Origin of the sequence: Aeromonas sp. s10 (assembly GCF_040907975.1) — a bacterium.
GTDB lineage: Bacteria > Pseudomonadota > Gammaproteobacteria > Enterobacterales > Aeromonadaceae > Aeromonas > Aeromonas caviae.
The window spans coordinates 15,520-31,489 of sequence record NZ_JBFOCV010000030.1 but is presented as its reverse complement, the minus strand read 5'-3'; the positions used below and the strand labels follow the sequence as shown (position 1 = coordinate 31,489).

16 protein-coding genes are annotated in these 15,970 nt (G+C 62.9%); 9 read left to right on the top strand and 7 right to left on the bottom strand.

Going from position 1 to position 15,970, the window contains the following annotated elements; genetic code table 11:
• Nucleotides 1-30 precede the first annotated feature (30 nt).
• Nucleotides 31-1,038, bottom strand: coding sequence for a substrate-binding domain-containing protein (locus tag AB5Y59_RS08425; protein WP_045522401.1), 1,008 nt, complete (start codon nucleotides 1,036-1,038; stop codon nucleotides 31-33).
• A gap of 88 nt (nucleotides 1,039-1,126) precedes the next feature.
• Here AB5Y59_RS08425 and AB5Y59_RS08420 point away from each other — a divergent pair, with 88 nt between their 5' ends.
• A complete protein-coding gene (locus tag AB5Y59_RS08420; RefSeq protein WP_368211836.1) occupies nucleotides 1,127-1,777 on the top strand; it encodes a Qnr family pentapeptide repeat protein in 651 nt (216 codons plus the stop codon).
• Between the two features lie 206 nt (nucleotides 1,778-1,983).
• Here AB5Y59_RS08420 and AB5Y59_RS08415 read toward each other — a convergent pair whose 3' ends face one another.
• Both AB5Y59_RS08415 and gpmM read right to left on the bottom strand, forming a co-directional pair.
• Complete coding sequence (locus AB5Y59_RS08415) at nucleotides 1,984-3,387, bottom strand: peptidoglycan DD-metalloendopeptidase family protein (protein ID WP_151028530.1); 1,404 nt, start codon at nucleotides 3,385-3,387, stop codon at nucleotides 1,984-1,986.
• Nucleotides 3,388-3,396: 9 nt separating this feature from the next.
• Nucleotides 3,397-4,926, bottom strand: a complete 1,530-nt coding sequence (gene gpmM / locus AB5Y59_RS08410) for a 2,3-bisphosphoglycerate-independent phosphoglycerate mutase (protein WP_045522397.1) — start codon at nucleotides 4,924-4,926, stop codon at nucleotides 3,397-3,399.
• A 348-nt stretch (nucleotides 4,927-5,274) separates the two neighbouring features.
• On the opposite strand from gpmM, the gene AB5Y59_RS08405 reads away from it, so the two are divergent.
• Genes AB5Y59_RS08405 through gpsA form a run of 3 tightly spaced genes read left to right on the top strand, consistent with a single transcriptional unit; the run spans nucleotide 5,275 to nucleotide 7,231 of the window.
• Nucleotides 5,275-5,706: a rhodanese-like domain-containing protein gene (locus tag AB5Y59_RS08405; protein ID WP_010672546.1), complete on the top strand. Its 432-nt coding sequence runs from the start codon at nucleotides 5,275-5,277 to the stop codon at nucleotides 5,704-5,706.
• A 47-nt stretch (nucleotides 5,707-5,753) separates the two neighbouring features.
• Nucleotides 5,754-6,224 carry a protein-export chaperone SecB gene (secB, locus tag AB5Y59_RS08400; RefSeq protein ID WP_010672547.1) on the top strand — a complete coding sequence of 157 codons (471 nt, stop codon included), beginning with the start codon at nucleotides 5,754-5,756 and terminating at the stop codon, nucleotides 6,222-6,224.
• A 2-nt stretch (nucleotides 6,225-6,226) separates the two neighbouring features.
• Nucleotides 6,227-7,231: an NAD(P)H-dependent glycerol-3-phosphate dehydrogenase gene (gene gpsA / locus AB5Y59_RS08395; RefSeq protein ID WP_319894666.1), complete on the top strand. Its 1,005-nt coding sequence runs from the start codon at nucleotides 6,227-6,229 to the stop codon at nucleotides 7,229-7,231.
• A gap of 69 nt (nucleotides 7,232-7,300) precedes the next feature.
• Here gpsA and nfuA read toward each other — a convergent pair whose 3' ends face one another.
• Nucleotides 7,301-7,879, bottom strand: coding sequence for a Fe-S biogenesis protein NfuA (gene nfuA / locus AB5Y59_RS08390; protein ID WP_010672549.1), 579 nt, complete (start codon nucleotides 7,877-7,879; stop codon nucleotides 7,301-7,303).
• Nucleotides 7,880-8,027: 148 nt separating this feature from the next.
• Nucleotides 8,028-8,756 (bottom strand): ComF family protein, encoded by a 729-nt coding sequence (locus AB5Y59_RS08385; protein ID WP_151028531.1) that lies wholly within the window; start codon nucleotides 8,754-8,756, stop codon nucleotides 8,028-8,030.
• Between the two features lie 38 nt (nucleotides 8,757-8,794).
• On the opposite strand from AB5Y59_RS08385, the gene bioH reads away from it, so the two are divergent.
• The 3 genes from bioH (at nucleotide 8,795) to AB5Y59_RS08370 (ending at nucleotide 10,628) form a co-directional block, all read left to right on the top strand.
• The gene (bioH, locus tag AB5Y59_RS08380) at nucleotides 8,795-9,559 is read left to right on the top strand and encodes a pimeloyl-ACP methyl ester esterase BioH (protein WP_103244084.1); all 765 of its coding nucleotides are present in this window, start codon (nucleotides 8,795-8,797) and stop codon (nucleotides 9,557-9,559) included.
• A 72-nt stretch (nucleotides 9,560-9,631) separates the two neighbouring features.
• Nucleotides 9,632-9,865 (top strand): hypothetical protein, encoded by a 234-nt coding sequence (locus AB5Y59_RS08375; protein ID WP_010672552.1) that lies wholly within the window; start codon nucleotides 9,632-9,634, stop codon nucleotides 9,863-9,865.
• Between the two features lies 1 nt (nucleotide 9,866).
• Nucleotides 9,867-10,628 (top strand): putative metalloprotease CJM1_0395 family protein, encoded by a 762-nt coding sequence (locus tag AB5Y59_RS08370; RefSeq protein WP_183149186.1) that lies wholly within the window; start codon nucleotides 9,867-9,869, stop codon nucleotides 10,626-10,628.
• 58 nt (nucleotides 10,629-10,686) lie between these two features.
• Here the strand turns inward: AB5Y59_RS08370 and AB5Y59_RS08365 are convergent, their stop codons facing one another.
• Together AB5Y59_RS08365 and greB are read right to left on the bottom strand one after the other, a co-directional pair.
• The gene (locus AB5Y59_RS08365) at nucleotides 10,687-12,993 is read right to left on the bottom strand and encodes a Tex family protein (RefSeq protein WP_048209250.1); all 2,307 of its coding nucleotides are present in this window, start codon (nucleotides 12,991-12,993) and stop codon (nucleotides 10,687-10,689) included.
• 268 nt (nucleotides 12,994-13,261) lie between these two features.
• Nucleotides 13,262-13,735 carry a transcription elongation factor GreB gene (gene greB, locus AB5Y59_RS08360; protein WP_039039492.1) on the bottom strand — a complete coding sequence of 158 codons (474 nt, stop codon included), beginning with the start codon at nucleotides 13,733-13,735 and terminating at the stop codon, nucleotides 13,262-13,264.
• A 202-nt stretch (nucleotides 13,736-13,937) separates the two neighbouring features.
• Between greB and ompR the strand changes: the two genes are divergently transcribed.
• Nucleotides 13,938-14,657, top strand: coding sequence for a two-component system response regulator OmpR (gene ompR, locus AB5Y59_RS08355; RefSeq protein WP_010672556.1), 720 nt, complete (start codon nucleotides 13,938-13,940; stop codon nucleotides 14,655-14,657).
• Nucleotides 14,654-15,964, top strand: a complete 1,311-nt coding sequence (gene envZ / locus AB5Y59_RS08350) for a two-component system sensor histidine kinase EnvZ (protein ID WP_368211811.1) — start codon at nucleotides 14,654-14,656, stop codon at nucleotides 15,962-15,964. Before ompR ends, envZ begins: the two co-directional genes overlap by 4 nt.
• Nucleotides 15,965-15,970 lie beyond the last annotated feature (6 nt).

Below are 15,970 nucleotides of genomic sequence, written 5' to 3'. Positions count from 1 at the left end.
GGCGGTCGAACGCGCCATGATGGCCGGGGATCAGCCGAGGCTTTCCCCCTCATAGAGGGAGAAGCCGATGTCCTTGCACCTGGTCGCCAGCGGCTGGCCGCCGAGGCGGGCCAGCAGCATGATGGCGGCTTCGCGACCTATGGTCTCGCGGGGGGTGACGATGCTGGCGAGCTTGGGGGTCATGGCGTGGCCGATGTCGAGGGCGTTGCTGCCGGCGATGGCCACCTGCTGGGGTACCGGGATCCACCTGGCCTGGCATTGCAGCAGGGCCCCCACCGCCAGGTCGTCGTTGGTGCAGAACAGGCCGTCGAGATCGGGGAAGCGCGCCATGGCCTGGGCCAGCAGCTCTCCCCCCAGGGTGAAGCTGGAGGATTGCTCCGTCAGCAGGTGCTGGCCGGTCAGACCGAAATCGGCCATCGCCTGGTAGTAGCCTTCCATTCGCAGCTGGGTGCGCACGTCGAGCCGGGCGCCGAGGTAGATCACCTTGCGCCGTCCCCGGCGCAGCATCTCTGTTACCATGGCCCGGGCGGCGGCCCGGTGATCCATGCCCACCACCATGTCGATGGGGGAGAGGGGCAGATCCATGGTCTCCACCACCGGGATGCCGGCGGTGGCGATCATCTTGCGGGTGCGCTCGGTGTGCTGGGTGTCCGAGAGGATGAGCCCGTCCACGTTGTAGGAGAGGAGCGAGGCGATCTGCTCCTCCTCCCGCTCCGGGCTGTAGCCGTAGTGGGCGAGCAGGGTCTGGTAGCCGGCGGGCCGGGTCACTGCCTCGATGCCGTGGATCACCGCCGAGAAGACCTGGTTGGAGAGGGAGGGGATCAGGATGCCGATCGCCTTGCTGGTGGCGTTCGACAGCATGTCCGGCGCCCGGTTCGGGATGTAGCCGAGCTCCTCCACCGCGGCGGCGATGCGCTCGCGGGTCCCTTCGGCCACGGCGGACGGGTCGCGCAGGTAGCGGCTGACGGTCATCTTGGTGACACCGGTCAGGTCGGCAATGTCCTGCAGGGTAGGGCGGCGCTTGCGGGTGTCGTTCATCTGGGGATCCGGCAAAAAATGTTACACGTAACATTACCGTTTTTGCACGGCAATGTCAGCATATGACGCCATCAACAGGGGGCAGGGGATGATCAAGGGCAGGTGTTTCGAGGGGGTCCACTTCGAGCAGCAGGAGGTGGAGGGGGAGCAGTTCCAGGGGTGCCGCTTCATCGGCTGTCACTTCTCCTGGCTCGATCTCGGGGAGAGCCGCTTCGTCGACTGCAGCTTCTATGACAGGGAACGGGAGCTGGGATGCCTGTTTCAGGGCTGCGATCTGAGGGAGGCGAGCTTCCTGCACTGCGATCTCACCCTGGCGGACTTCGGCCGCAGCCAGTGTCTTGGGCTGGAGATGCGCGACTGCCAGGCCATGGGGATCAACTTCGCCCATGCCAGCTTCGCCAACCGGATCACTGCCAAAAGCTACTTCTGCGAGGCCCACCTCACCGGCAACAACTTCAGCTACGCCAACTTCGAAAGCTGCCTGCTGGAGCGGTGCGAGCTTGCCGGCAACCGCTGGCAGGGGGCCAACCTGCTGGGCGCCTCCCTGGCAGGCTCGGATCTCAGCGGCTCCGAGTTCGGGCAAATCGACTGGACCAGCTTCAACCTGCAAGGCTGCGATCTGCGCCAGTGCGATCTGCCCGGCCTGGATCTGCGCCGGGTCAACCTCGCCGGGGTACAGATCAATGAAGATCAGCAGCAGGGGCTGCTGGAGCAGATCGGGCTGGTGGTCTTCCCCTGAGCGGGGTGGAAAAGAGGTAAGTTTTCATCATCGGGGCGGGCGGTGTGGTGCCTCCCCTGCCAAGCAAAAAGCCTGCGCGATGCAGACTTTTTGTCAGGTGAAGTGGTAAACGACGCGGTGTCGCTGTCTTTTGCTCCCTGCTCCCCTCGCGGGAGAAGGGCTGGGGATGAGGTAGCGGACTCCGCTCGGGCACCGACAAGGCGGGCTTAGCGTCTGGCTAGCCACTTGGTCGGGTTGATGGCCTCGCCCTGATAGCGGATCTCGAAGTAGAGGCCGGAGCGCTCCTGTCCGCCGCTGTCGCCGACCAGGGCCACGGGTTCCCCTTGCTCCACCTTTTGTCCCACCTGTCGCAGCAGCGACTGGTTGTGGCCGTAGAGGCTCATGTAACCCTTGCCGTGGTCGATGACCAGCAGCATGCCGAAGCCGTCGAGCCAGTCGGCGTAGACCACCTGGCCCGGAGCCACCGCCTTGACCTGGGTCCCTTCGCTGGCGCCGATCAGGGTGCCCTTCCACTTCAGCTCGGCGGTACGCGGCGAGCCGTAGGAGATGAGGATGGGGCCCTGCACCGGCCAGCGCAGGTTGCCACCCGTGCTCAGACCGCCGTAGCCGTTGCTGCTCGCCTTGGCGCTGTTGCGGGCGGCAGCTTGCTGCTGCGCCACCTTGGCCTGCTGTTCGGCGACGCGCTGCTGCTGGGCCGCCAGCCGCTGCTGTTCGCCGACCTGGCGCTGCTGGGCTGCGATCCGCTGCTGCTCCTCGATGCGTTTCTGCTCGGCTGCCAGGCGCTGGGCCTCCAGACGGCGCTGGCGCTCCTGCTCGGCCTTGATCTTGGCGAGGCGCTCCCGCTCGGCCCGTTCGCGGCGTTCCTTTTCTTCCTGCTGACGACGCAGCTCTTCCAGCCGCGCCTTGAGCGCCTTCTCCGCCTTGACCAGCTTGTCGAGCTTCTGCTCGTCGGCCTGCACCGACTGCTGCAACTGGTTGCGCACCTTGGCACGGCTCTGCTGGCTGGCCAGCAGGCTCTGGTGATGCTCCTGCTGCTCGCCGAGCAGGGTCTGGAGGCGGTTCTCGGTCTCCCTGGTGGCCTGCTGGTTCTTGGCCAGCTTGTCACGGGTGGCGCGCAGGGCTTCAATGGCCTCGATACGGGCCTTGTTGAGGTAGTCGAAATAGTCGAGGGCGCGGCTCAGTTTGGCCGGATCCTGCTGGTTGAGCAGCAGTTTGAGGTAATCGTGGTTGCCCGCCTGGAAGGCGCTTTCCGCCTGCTTGGCCAGCAACTGCTTCTGGTGTTTGGCTTGTTGCTCCAGTGCCAGCTTGTCCTGCTGCAGGGACGCCAGCTTCTGCTGGTTCTGCCGGAGTTGCTGTCTGGTCTGCTCGAGTTTGGCGGCGGCAGCCGAAATGGCCTGCTCGTCAGCCTTGAGCTGGGTGTTGAGCTTGGCAAGCTCCTGCTTGCTGAGCTTGAGGGTCTGTTGCTGTTCCTTGATCTGGGACTGCATGGCCCCCAGCTGCTGGTTCGCAGCCCGGGCTGTGCCGGTACCGCCGATCAGGCAAAAAAACAGCGCGCCGGCCAACAGGCCGACGCGACTGGTTTTCTGTGAAATAATTTCGCATCCCCGCATGGGGCAGGATTATTTCAGAATCATCAGGGGCTTGCCAGTCATTTCCGGCGGCACCGGCAGACCCATCAGGGTCAGCATGGTGGGGGCCAGATCGGACAGTTTGCCGCCTTCGGCAACCTCGGCTTTACGACCGAAGTAGATGAGGGGAACCGGCAGATTGGTGTGGGCGGTGTGAGCCTGACCAGTCTCTTCGTCCATCATCTTCTCGGCGTTGCCATGGTCGGCGGTGATGAGGCACTCGCCGCCCACTTCCGCCAGGGCGTCGGTGACGCGACCGATGCAGTGGTCGACCGCTTCACAGGCTTTGACGGCCGCATCGAACACGCCGGTGTGACCGACCATGTCGCCGTTCGGGTAGTTGCAGATGATGACGTCGTACTTGCCGCTCTTGATGGCCGCAACCAGCTTGTCGGTCAGCTCTTCGGAGCTCATCTCCGGCTGCAGGTCATAGGTAGCCACTTTCGGGCTCGCTACGATTTCGCGATCTTCGCCAGTGAAGCAGGCCTCTTCGCCACCGTTGAAGAAGAAGGTGACGTGGGCGTACTTCTCGGTCTCGGAGATGCGCAGCTGGGTCTTGCCCTGCTTGGCCAGCCACTCACCCAGGGTGTTGACCAGGGCGGTGGGCGGATAGGCGCAGGCGGTTTTGATGTCGGCCGCGTATTCGGTCAGCATCACGAAGTGCAGGGCCGGAGTGGCGGTGCGGGCGAAGCCGGTGAAGTCGCTGTCGACGAAGGCGCGGGTGATCTCGCGGGCGCGGTCGGCACGGAAGTTCATGAAGATCAGCGCATCGCCGTCGATCATCGGTACAGCGTCGCCGATGCGGGTGGCTTTGACGAACTCGTCGTTCTCGTCGCGGGCATAGGCGGCGGCCAGCGCGTCGGTGGCGTTGTCAGCGGTGAATTCGCCCTTGCCCTGGGTCATCAGGTCATAGGCCTGCTGCACGCGATCCCAGCGGTTGTCGCGGTCCATGGCGTAGTAACGACCGATCATGGAGGCGAAACGGCCCTTGCCCAGTCGGGCAAACAGGGCGTCGAACAGCTCGATGGAGGACTGGGCACTGCGCGGCGGGACGTCGCGGCCATCCAGGAAGGCGTGGAAGTAGATCTGCTCGGCGCCACGCTTGGCGGCCATCTCGATCATGCCCATGATGTGCTCTTCGTGGCTGTGTACGCCACCCGGGGACATCAGACCCATGATGTGCACGGCCTTGCCCTTGGTCACGGCAGCGTCGACAGCCTTGGCCAGCTCGACGTTCTGGAAGAAGTCGCCGTCCTGGATGTCCTTGGAGATGCGGGTCAGCTCCTGATAGACGACGCGACCGGCACCGATGTTGGTGTGGCCCACTTCGGAGTTGCCCATCTGGCCGTCCGGCAGACCCACGTCCAGGCCGGAGCCGGAGATCAGGGTGCTGGTGTAGTCACGGGCCAGGCGATCCAGGTTGGGGGTCTTGGCGGCAGCAACGGCGTTGTACTCTTGCTTGGTGCTGTAGCCCCAACCGTCCATGATGACCAGAACCAGCGGTTTCTTAGCTGTTGACATAAGGCTATGTCCTCTCGGATAGGAATGAATTGCGGGAAGTGAAACTAGCGTAATATTACTACATCTGCCGAAATAGTCACCTGATAGCCAAGTCCCTCTCCAGCCTCGCTTTTTAACTGTTATCCCGCTGTTTTAGGCATGTTGCCGGCTTGTCTGCCGCGGCGGGTTTTCCTCTGTTTCCCCCCTCTTTTCGGCATGGAGCATCCTCTCGTTCGGCCCGGTTGGAGGAGGAAGAATCGGCAGCCATCCCTGATGGGAGCTTGCTCTCGCTTTGCCGCCAAGATGGCTGATCTTATGCAGGGCCCCATGTATACTCGGGCCCTTGTCTTGGTCCCTGGATAGTAGAAGATGCAAGAGTATTTGGATTTCGCGGCCCGCAATCCGCTGCTGACCGCAGCCTGGTTGGGCCTGGCAGGCACCCTGGTGTATACCACTGTGCGTGCTCGTTTTTCTCCGGTGAAGGCGGTCAACAACCACGCCGCTACCCTGCTTATCAACCGTGAAAATGCCACCGTCGTGGACATTCGCAGTCAGGATGAATTTGCCAAGGGTCATCTGGCCGGGGCCCATCACCTGCCGCTCGCCCAGATCCAGGCGAATAATCTGGGTCCGGTTGAAAAGCACAAGGATGCCCCCATCATAGTGGTGTGCGAGTCGGGGATGACCGCTGGTGGCGCGGGTCGCCAACTGAGCAAGGCCGGTTTCAAGCAGGTGTATGTGCTCAGCGGTGGCATGGCCCAATGGCGTGCAGACAATCTGCCGGTGACCAAAAAACGCTGATTTAAGGGCCTGCGCCCACTCATTATCTTAAAAAGGAATCAAACGAAATGGCTGACGAAATCAACAACCAGGAAGTGCAACCGGAATTCCACATCCAGCGTGTCTACACCAAGGATGTCTCCTTCGAAGCCCCGAATACCCCGCACATCTTCCAGAAAGAGTGGCAGCCGGACGTCAAGCTGGACATGGACACCAAGACCAATGTCCTGGCCGACAGCGTCTATGAAGTGGTGTTGACCCTGACTGTCACCTGCAAGCTGGAAACCGAGACCGCCTTCCTGTGCGAAGTGCAGCAAGCCGGCATCTTCACCATCGGCAACCTGCCTGAGCCGCAACTTGCCCACTGCCTGGCGGCCTTCTGCCCGAACATCCTGTTCCCGTATGCCCGCGAAGCGGTGTCCAACCTGGTGAGCAAGGGTTCCTTCCCGCAGCTGAACCTGGCACCGGTCAACTTCGACGCCCTGTTCGCCCAGCACATGGCGCAGGTACAGGCCCAGCAGGCGACTGCGGAAGCCTGATAATGGCCGACCAGATCGCAATCTCGGTCCTGGGGGCGGGGTCTTATGGCTCCGCCCTTGCCATTTCTCTGGCGCGCAATGGTCATCCGACCCTGCTGTGGGGTCACGACTCTGCCCATGTCGCCGAGCTGGAACAGGATCGCTGCAACAAGGCATTCTTGCCGGATGTCCCCTTCCCGGCCGATCTGCAACTGACGTCGGATCTGCAGGCGGCGGTGCAAGCCGCTCCCGTGCTGCTGCTGGTGGTGCCGAGCCATGTGTTCGGCCAGGTACTGGCCCAGGTCAAACCCTTCCTGCGCCCGGATACTCGGATCGCCTGGGCCACCAAGGGGCTGGAGCCGGATAGCGGCCGTCTGCTGCAAGAGGTGGCGCGGGAGGTGCTGGGGGATGCCATTCCACTGGCGGTCATCTCGGGCCCGACCTTCGCCCGCGAGCTGGCCGCCGGTCTGCCGACCGCCATCTCGGTGGCCTCGACCCACGACGACTTTGCCGACGATCTCTCCCACCTGCTGCACTGCGGCCGCTCGTTCCGGGTCTATACCAATCCGGACTTCATCGGTCTGCAGCTGGGCGGGGCGGTCAAGAACGTCATCGCCATCGGTGCCGGTCTCTCTGACGGACTCGGCTTTGGCGCCAACGCCAGAACCGCGCTCATCACTCGGGGTCTGGTGGAGATGCAGCGTCTGGGCGCCGCCCTCGGGGCCGACGCCAAGACCTTCATGGGGATGGCGGGGCTCGGGGATCTGGTGCTGACCTGTACCGACAACCAGTCGCGCAACCGCCGTTTCGGTCTGGCGCTGGGAGCGGGCAAGTCGGTTGACACCGCCATGGCCGAGATAGGCCAGGTGGTGGAAGGCTATCGCAACACCAAGGAAGTGCATCTGCTGGCGGCCCGCTGTGGCGTCGAGATGCCCATCTGCGAACAGATCTTCAAGGTGCTGTACGAGGGCAAGAACCCGAAAGAGGCAGCCATCGCCCTGCTGTCGCGAGACAAGAAGGACGAGTGATCTGCCAGCCGCAGCATGCAAAAGGCCCCGCCAGCTGGCGGGGCCTTTTCTTTGCCGCAAGGGGGCAAATCAGTAGTAGGAGTGGTCGCCGCGCTGGTGCTCGGTGGCATCCTTGACGCCGTTGAGTTCGCCCGGGAATTTCTCCAGCAGCTGCTTCTCGATCCCCTCTTTAAGGGTGTAGTCGACCATGGAGCAACCGTTGCAACCGCCGCCGAACTGCAGGATGGCCAGTTTGTCGTCGGTCAGCTCGACCAGGGTGACCTTGCCGCCGTGACCGGCCAGCATGGGGTTCACCTCGGACATCAGCACGTATTCGATACGGTCGATCAGCGGGGCGTCGTCGGCCACTTTGCGCATCTTGGCGTTGGGGGCTTTCAGGGTGAGCTGGGAGCCCATCTGATCGGTGACGAAGTCGATGGTGGCATCCACCAGGAAGGGGGCGCTCAGGGGATCGACCAGGCAGTCGAAGCCGCTGAAGGGCAGGTGCTGATCTTCCGGATCGACCGCGTCGGGTGGGCAATAGGATACGCCGCACTCGGCATTCTGGGTTCCCGGATTGACCACAAACACCCGGATGTTGGTGCCATCAGGCTGCTTCTCCAGCAACTTGCGGAAGTGGGCCTGGGCGGTGTCGGAAATGCTGATCATCACTATCCTCATAAACCTGAGTGTACGACTAGGGTATTCATGATAACTCGCTTGGCGGGGCTTGGGTAGCGTGCCGATGGCGAGCCTGTGAGCCCGGGCGTATCGGAATCATGCCGCCAGCGGCCTCCCGGGCCGGATCCCTGCCCGGTTATTTCAGGTGTCGGAGGGTACGGCAGATGGCCCACACCTCTACCGTGGTGACGCCGTGCTCATGAAGCAACCGGGTGAGCTGACCTGCGGTGGCGCCCGTGGTGACCACATCATCGAGCAGTGCCACATGCCGGTAGTGGTGAGGTGCCATTTCGAAGGCGCCACGCAGATTGCGTCGCCGCTGGCCGGCACTGAGCCGGGTCTGTTGCGGGGTCGACCTTGTCCGGCACAGTACGCGGGTGTCGCAAGGAATGCCGGTGAGTGCGCTCAGGGCATGGCCGATTTCTTCTGCCTGGTTGAAGCCTCGCCACCACTGGCGCCACCAGTGCAGGGGAACCGGAATGATGACCTGCGGCGGGTTGGCGAGATCCAGATGGTCTGCCAGCAGGCGGGCAAGCAGCGGCGCGAGCAGGATCTGACCGGAATACTTCAGCCGGGGGATGAGTTGGGCATAAGGTGCCTGATAATCGCCGATCACCTGCAAACGCTCCCAGGGGGCGGGTCTGCGCTGGCAGCGTCCGCACAGCAGTTCGCTCTCGCGATGTTGCTCCGGCAGCGGTGCTGCACACATCAGGCATCGTCTGTCGTGTTGGCGCTGGGCGTGGCGGCACCAGGAGCACAACAAGGGCGTGTCGTCACAGGGTTGGCGACAGAGCAGGCACAGACCGAGCCAGTCGGACTGGGTGCCAAGGATCGGACTTGCTTTGGCGAGCAGCCGCTTTAACATGCAGGCTCCAAGCAGATAAACAGGGATCTTGAGTCTAGATGAGCGTATCGGTTGAGCGGTTTGGCCAGGGCCCGGACCTGGTGTTGTTGCATGGCTGGGGCATGAACGGGGCCGTCTGGCACGGTATTGCCCAAGAACTGGCTGCCCACTATCGGCTGCATCTGGTGGACCTGCCCGGCTTTGGCAACAGCCCCCTGCAAGCAGGGACAGACTACACCCTGCCCTGGCTGGCAGAGCAGGTGGCGGCCATATTGCCTGAAAAATGCCATCTACTCGGCTGGTCCCTCGGTGGTCTGGTGGCGAGTCAGTTGGCGCTGACCATGCCTGAACGCCTTCACTCTCTCATTACCGTAGCCAGTTCTCCCTGCTTCATGGCCCGCGACGAGTGGCCCGGGATTGCCCCCAAGGTGCTGGCGGGGTTCAACCAGATGCTGGCCGGCGACTTCATGCAGACCATAGAGCGCTTCCTCGCGATCCAGGCCATGGGCAGCGAGCACGCCAGAAACGACATTCGCCAGTTGCGTCACTGGCTGGCGGAGCGACCCGCTCCCCGGCTTGCGGCCCTGGAGGCGGGTCTGGGCCTGCTGGCCGAGGTCGATCTGCGGGATGAACTGATCGGCCTGGATCTGCCCTGGCTGCGTCTTTACGGCAGGCTGGATACCCTGGTGCCGAAGGCCGCCATTCCCTTGCTGGATGCGAGTTACCCTGCCAGCCACAGTCTGGTGCTGGAGAAGGCATCCCATGCCCCCTTCATCTCCCATCCAGAGCAGTTCATCACCCTCCTGCGGCAGTTCATTGACTGAGATTTGAGCGGCAGGCTTCAATAACTCGTCAGGTTGATGGATAATTAGCCAACCCTACAGAGGAGTGTGCCAATGCGTATCGAATCAGCCATGACGGCAGGCGTGCAGGGGTTCCAACGGGCCGAGCAGTTGGCCGGCCAGGCGTCCAGCCAGATCGCCCGTCTCAATACGCCAGCGGGTGATCAGGTGCAGTTGCCGGATGAACTGGTGAATCTCAAGGTGGCCGAGCTGCATGCCGGGGCATCCGCCAAGGTGATCCAGACGGCCAGCGACATGCTGGGCACCCTGATCGATATCCGGGTGTGACATGAACATCAACGTCAGTCTGCCGACCATCATTCCGAATCAACTGCAGCCGCAGACGGAATCGGCACAGACTGACAACCGCCGCGCAGAACTGGTGCCCCCCAGCCGCCAGAGCGAAGCGTCCAACGCCGAGTCCGGCGTCGGTTCCCAGAAAGAGAGAGCCCGGGCCGCCCAGGCCAATCCCGCCGCCCCATCCTCGTCCACGAAAGAGAACAGCCAGACCGGCCCCGTGATGGTGGCGCACCGTTTTGTCGAGGCAACGGGGGAGGAGGGGGAGCGTCGACAACGTCAGGAGGGTGAACAGCAGGAGCAGCAAAAGCAGCAGCGTCAGGTGGCTGCGCTGGTCGAGCGGGATCTCGAAGTCCGCAAGCACGAGCAGGCGCACCAGGCAGCCGGCGGCGAGCATGCGGGGAGCCCTACCTACCAGTTTTCCCGTGGGCCGGATGGTAAGCGTTATGCCACCGGGGGGGAGGTGGTCATCGACATGGGGACCATTCCCGGGGATCCCGCCGCGACCATCGCCAAGATGCAGCAGGTGCGTGCCGCTGCACTGGCTCCCGATGAACCATCGTCACAAGACATGAGTGTGGCCCGTGCCGCCTCTGGCAAGGAGGCACAGGCCCGCAAGGATCTGATGACCCTCAGGCAGGAAACCACAGGCCCGCTCGGTGCTTATATGGACAATCGAAACCAGGTGATTGCCAGGCACTATCAGCAAGCGGTGAGGCCAGCCTCCCCGCATAGCCTGAGTCAGGACGTTTGATCCCGCTCAGTACAGGCATGAAAAAGCCCCTTTCGGGGCTTTTTTGCATTCTGGGGGCTTATTTCTTCAGTTTCGACAGGGCAGCCGCGAAGGCGTTGCCCATGGCACCCTCGGTCGGAGCGCTCTGACGGGGCGCCTGTTTCGGTCGGGCGTTGCCAGTGTGACGCGGCTCGGCCGTTTTGCGTGCAGGCTGGCCGGCTTTTTCATCCAGACGCATGGTCAGACTGATGCGTTTGCGCGGTACGTCGACTTCCAGCACCTTGACCCGGACGATGTCACCGGCCTTGACCACCTCGCGGGGATCCTTGACGAAGCGATCGGTGAGGGAAGAAATGTGCACCAGCCCGTCCTGATGGACGCCGATGTCGACGAAGGCGCCGAAGTTGGTGACGTTGGTGACCACACCCTCCAGCACCATCTCGGGCACCAGATCGCTGATTTTCTCCACCCCTTCCTTGAAGGTGGCGGTCTTGAACTCGGGACGCGGGTCGCGGCCGGGCTTGTCCAGCTCGCCAATGATGTCGGTGACGGTAGGTACCCCGAACTGATCGTCGGTGTAGTCGGTGGGCTTGAGGGTGCGCAGCAGGCTGCTGTTGCCGAGCAGGCTGTCCACGGTCTGCTCCAGCTTGGCGAGGATCCGCTCCACCACCGGGTAGGATTCCGGGTGCACCGCCGAGCCGTCCAGCGGGTTGCTGCCGCCCCGAATGCGCAGGAAGCCGGCGCATTGCTCGAATGCCTTGGGCCCGAGTCGGCCAACTTTCAGCAACTGCTGACGACTCTTGAAGGCGCCGTTCTCGTCGCGGTAGGCGACGATGTTCTGGGCCAGGGTCTGGGAGAGGCCGGAAACCCGGTTGAGCAGGGCGACCGAGGCGGTATTCACATCCACCCCCACCGCGTTCACGCAATCCTCGACCACCGCGTCGAGGCGGCGGGCCAGCTGGCTCTGGCCGACATCGTGCTGGTACTGGCCCACACCGATGCTCTTGGGATCGATCTTGACCAGCTCGGCCAGGGGATCCTGCAACCGGCGGGCGATGGAGACGGCGCCGCGAATGGAGACGTCGAGATCCGGGAATTCCTGGGAGGCGAGCTCGGAGGCGGAGTAGACCGATGCCCCCGCTTCACTCACTACTATCTTCTGTGCCTTGGCGGCCGGGTAGCGCTCGAACAGATCGCTCACCAGGCGGTCGGTTTCCCGGGATGCGGTGCCGTTGCCGATGCTGATGAGCTCGACCTTGTGCTTCTGGCACAGCTCGCTCAGGGTCTTGAGACTCTGGTCAACCTGGCGTTTGGGTTCGAACGGATAGATGGTCGCGTGATCGACCAGCTTGCCGGTGGCATCCACCACCGCCACCTTGACCCCGGTGCGGATGCCGGGATCCAGTCCCATGGTGCAACGCATGCCGGCCGGCGCCGCCATCAGCAGATCCTTGAGGTTCATGGCGAATACCTTGATCGCCTCGTCTTCTGCCGATTCGCGGATGCGACCGATCAGCTCGGTCTCCATCTGCAGGGAGAGCTTGATCTTCCAGGTCCAGCTCACCACCCCCTGCAGCCACTTGTCGGCCGGGCGACTTTGCAGGTTGAGTCTGAGGTGATGGGCGATGATCCCTTCGCAGGGGCTGGTACCCTCATCCTCGCCGGTGACCAGCGCCAGGTTGAGAATCCCCTCGTTGCGGCCGCGCAACATGGCCAGCACCCGGTGGGAGGGGGCCTTGTGCAGGGGTTCGTCGTGTTCGAAGTAGTCCTTGAATTTGGCCCCTTCCTGCTCCTTGCCGGCCACCACGCGGGCACGCAGGGTGGCGTTGTGCCACAGGTAGTCCCGCAACTTCTCAAGGAGATCGGCCTGCTCGGCGAAGCGCTCCATCAGGATGTAACGGGCACCGTCGAGGGCGGCCTTGCCGTCGGTGATCCCCTGCTCGGCATTGAGGAAGCGAACCGCCTCTTGCTCGGGATCCTTCATGGGGTCACCCAGCAGCAAATCCGCCAGTGGCTCCAGCCCCGCCTCGATGGCCATCTGCCCCTTGGTGCGCCGCTTGGGCTTGTAGGGGAGGTAGAGGTCTTCCAGCCGGGTCTTGCTGTCGGCATCGTTCAGCTCGCGGGCCAGCTCGGGGGTCAGTTTGCCCTGCTCTTCAATGGAGCGCAGGATCACCTGGCGGCGATCCGCCAGTTCACGCAGGTAGCCGAGGCGGCTCTCCAGGGTACGCAGCTGGCTGTCGTCCAGACCGCCGGTCACCTCTTTGCGGTAACGGGCGATGAAGGGAACGGTCGCGCCTTCGTCCAGCAGGCGAACGGCTGCCTGCACCTGTTCCGGACGGGCATTCAGCTCACCGGCGATCTGATGTTCTATTACGTGGCTTTGCATCGAGGGTCTCTTGGTCGGGTCCTGTCTAACTGGCCAGCGTGGGGCTACGTCGCCGAACAGGGGGTCTGTCCTGGCGATACTTTAGATACCTGCCAGGCCACTGCCGCGCGGGCCGGTTGGCGCCGCAAGGCGCCGGGTGTGAGCACTATATGGGGTCGGGCAGCGGGATGCCACCCCGGCAGAAATGACGTTTCTCATACCCGGTGGGCGGACATGCTCGGTCTCTCCTGGCCTTGTCAGCCGATTTGGCAGTCAGGGTCGGCCTGGCTTATTTGGGATAGCTGATCTCATTGATGTACCAGCAGGCGTCACCCACTGGCGTTTGCACCATGGCTTCATCGCCCACCTCTTTCTTGAGCAGGGCGCGGGCCATGGGGGAATCGATGGAGATGTAATCCTTGCGGCCGAAGATCTCGTCATAGCCGACGATGCGAAAGCGCTTGGTCTCACCCTCGTCGTTTTCCACCTCGACCCAGGCGCCGAAGAATACCTTGCCCTCCTGGGAGGGTGAGTAGTCGACTATGGTCAGCTCTTCCAGGCACTTGCGCAGGTAGCGAACCCGGCGGTCGATCTCCCGCAGGCGTTTCTTGTTGTACTGGTAATCGGCATTCTCGCTGCGATCACCCAGGCTCGCCGCCCAGGCCACTTTTTTGGTGACATCGGGCCTCTCCTCCCGCCAGAGCATGTCGTGCTCCTGCCGGAGCCTGGTGTAGCCTTCACGGGTAATGAGTTTGGTTTTCATGGGGTTATCACTCCCTCGCCAATTGCATCCGGTTGCTCGGGATCTTAGTCATTGTCGCCGCGCTGTCGAGCAAAAAGCAGAGCTGGCCATCCATCCCTCCCGGCTCCGGGGCCGAATGAGGGCAATAACCGGTAACATATTTATGCTTTGTGGTTGCAGGGGGCGGCTCTAGTATGAGGGGAGACAGAAAAGAGAGGTGGCAATGAGTCAGCAATACAAGGTCCTGGTGGTGGACGACGATCTGAAACTGCGTTCCTTGCTGGAGCGCTACCTCACCGAGCAGGGGTTTGTAGTGCGAGGTGTCGCCAACGGGGAGCAGGCCGATCGCCTGCTGACGCGTGAAAACTTCAGCCTGATGGTGCTTGATCTGATGCTGCCGGGGGAAGACGGCCTCTCTATCTGCCGCCGCCTGCGCGAGGCCGGCAACCAGATCCCTGTCTTGATGCTCACCGCCAAGGGGGACGAAGTGGATCGCATCGTCGGTCTGGAGATGGGGGCCGACGATTATCTGCCCAAGCCGTTCAACCCCCGTGAGCTGCTGGCCCGGATCCGCGCCGTGCTGCGCCGCCATACCGTGGAGCTGCCCGGCGCCCCTTCCGCGGCGGAGAAGATGGTGAGTTTCGGGGCCTACCAGCTCAATCTGGCGACCCGTGAACTGAGCCGTGATGGCGAACCGGTTGCCCTGACCAGCGGGGAGTTCGCCGTGCTCAAGGTGCTGGTGAGTCATCCTCGCGAACCGCTCTCCCGTGACAAGCTGATGAACCTGGCCCGTGGTCGCGAGTACACGGCCACCGAGCGCAGCATTGATGTGCAGGTCTCCCGCCTGCGCCGCCTGCTGGAACAGGACCCGGCCCAGCCCCGCTATCTGCAGACCGTCTGGGGTCTGGGGTATGTGTTCGTTCCGGACGGTGAGAACGCATGAAGAAAGTGGGCAGCATGTTCTCCCGCATGCTCTGGTTTCTGGCTGCCGTGCTGGTGGTCTATCAAGTCGTCTCCTACGTTACCTTCTACAACTACCTGCTGGCGCCGACCGTCAAGCAGATCAGCCACCTGCTGGCAAACCAGGTCAAACTCATCTTCCCGGTGGACAACAACCAGCTGGCGCTCAGTGAAGATGCCGAGGCGCTGGTCTATGTGGCGACCGGAAGCGACATCTATACCCAGAGCGAGGCGGAGCAGCACGGGCTGAATGATTCCAAGCCCTACCCCTATCTGGAGCAGAGCATCAGCCGCGAATTGAAAGGGGATACCAGGGTCAGGGTTGAAATCCAGGATCACTACATCATCTGGATTCAGCCTCCCCAGGCCAGCCAGATGTGGGTTCGCATTCCCCTGACGGAAATTGAAGATGACGACATCGAACCGCTCATCCTCTATATGAGCGTCTTGCTGGTGGTGACCCTGTTTGCAGCCTGGCGTTTTGCCCGTCAGCTGGTGCGACCGCTGGAGGATCTGGAAGCGGGGGCCGTGGCGGTAGCGCGCGGCAACTTTCCCGATGCCCTGGGGGAGCAGGGCTCGCGGGAGGTGCGCCGCCTGACCCGCACCTTCAACCACATGTCGAGCTCCATAAAGGGGCTGATCGAGGAGCGCAACCTGATGATGGCCGGGGTATCCCACGATTTGCGCACCCCTCTTACCCGCATTCGTCTCGCGACCGAGATGATGTCCTCGGGGGATGAGTACCTCAAGGAGAGCATCAATGCGGACATCGATGAGTCGAACGGCATCATCGATCAGTTCATCGACTACATTCGCCCGAACGAGGGGCTCGATGCCCGGCCCGTCGACCTGACCCAGCTCATTCACGATGCGTTGCTGATGCAGACCGATCAGGGACTGGAAGTGGAGCTGCTCCTGCCGGAGGAGGCGGTGCGTGTGGCCTGCCATCCCATCAGCATTCGCCGTATCCTCAACAATCTGTCGGGCAACTCCCTGCGCTATGGTGCGACTCGGTTGCAGGCCGAGCTCAGGGATGATGGCCACTGGGTGCGGCTGCGACTCTCCGACAATGGCCCGGGGATTGCCGAAGAGGACTACTCCCGGGTGCTCAAGCCCTTCACCCTGGGCAATGTGGCGCGCACCGGTGGCGGCAGCGGGCTGGGGCTGGCCATCGTTGCCAAGATAGTCTCCCAGCATCACGGCACCATCAGGTTGGGGCGCTCCGAACTGGGGGGCTTGCAGGTGGAGATCCGGCTACCCAAGAACCAGCCGCTAGAGTGGATGGATTGAAAGCAG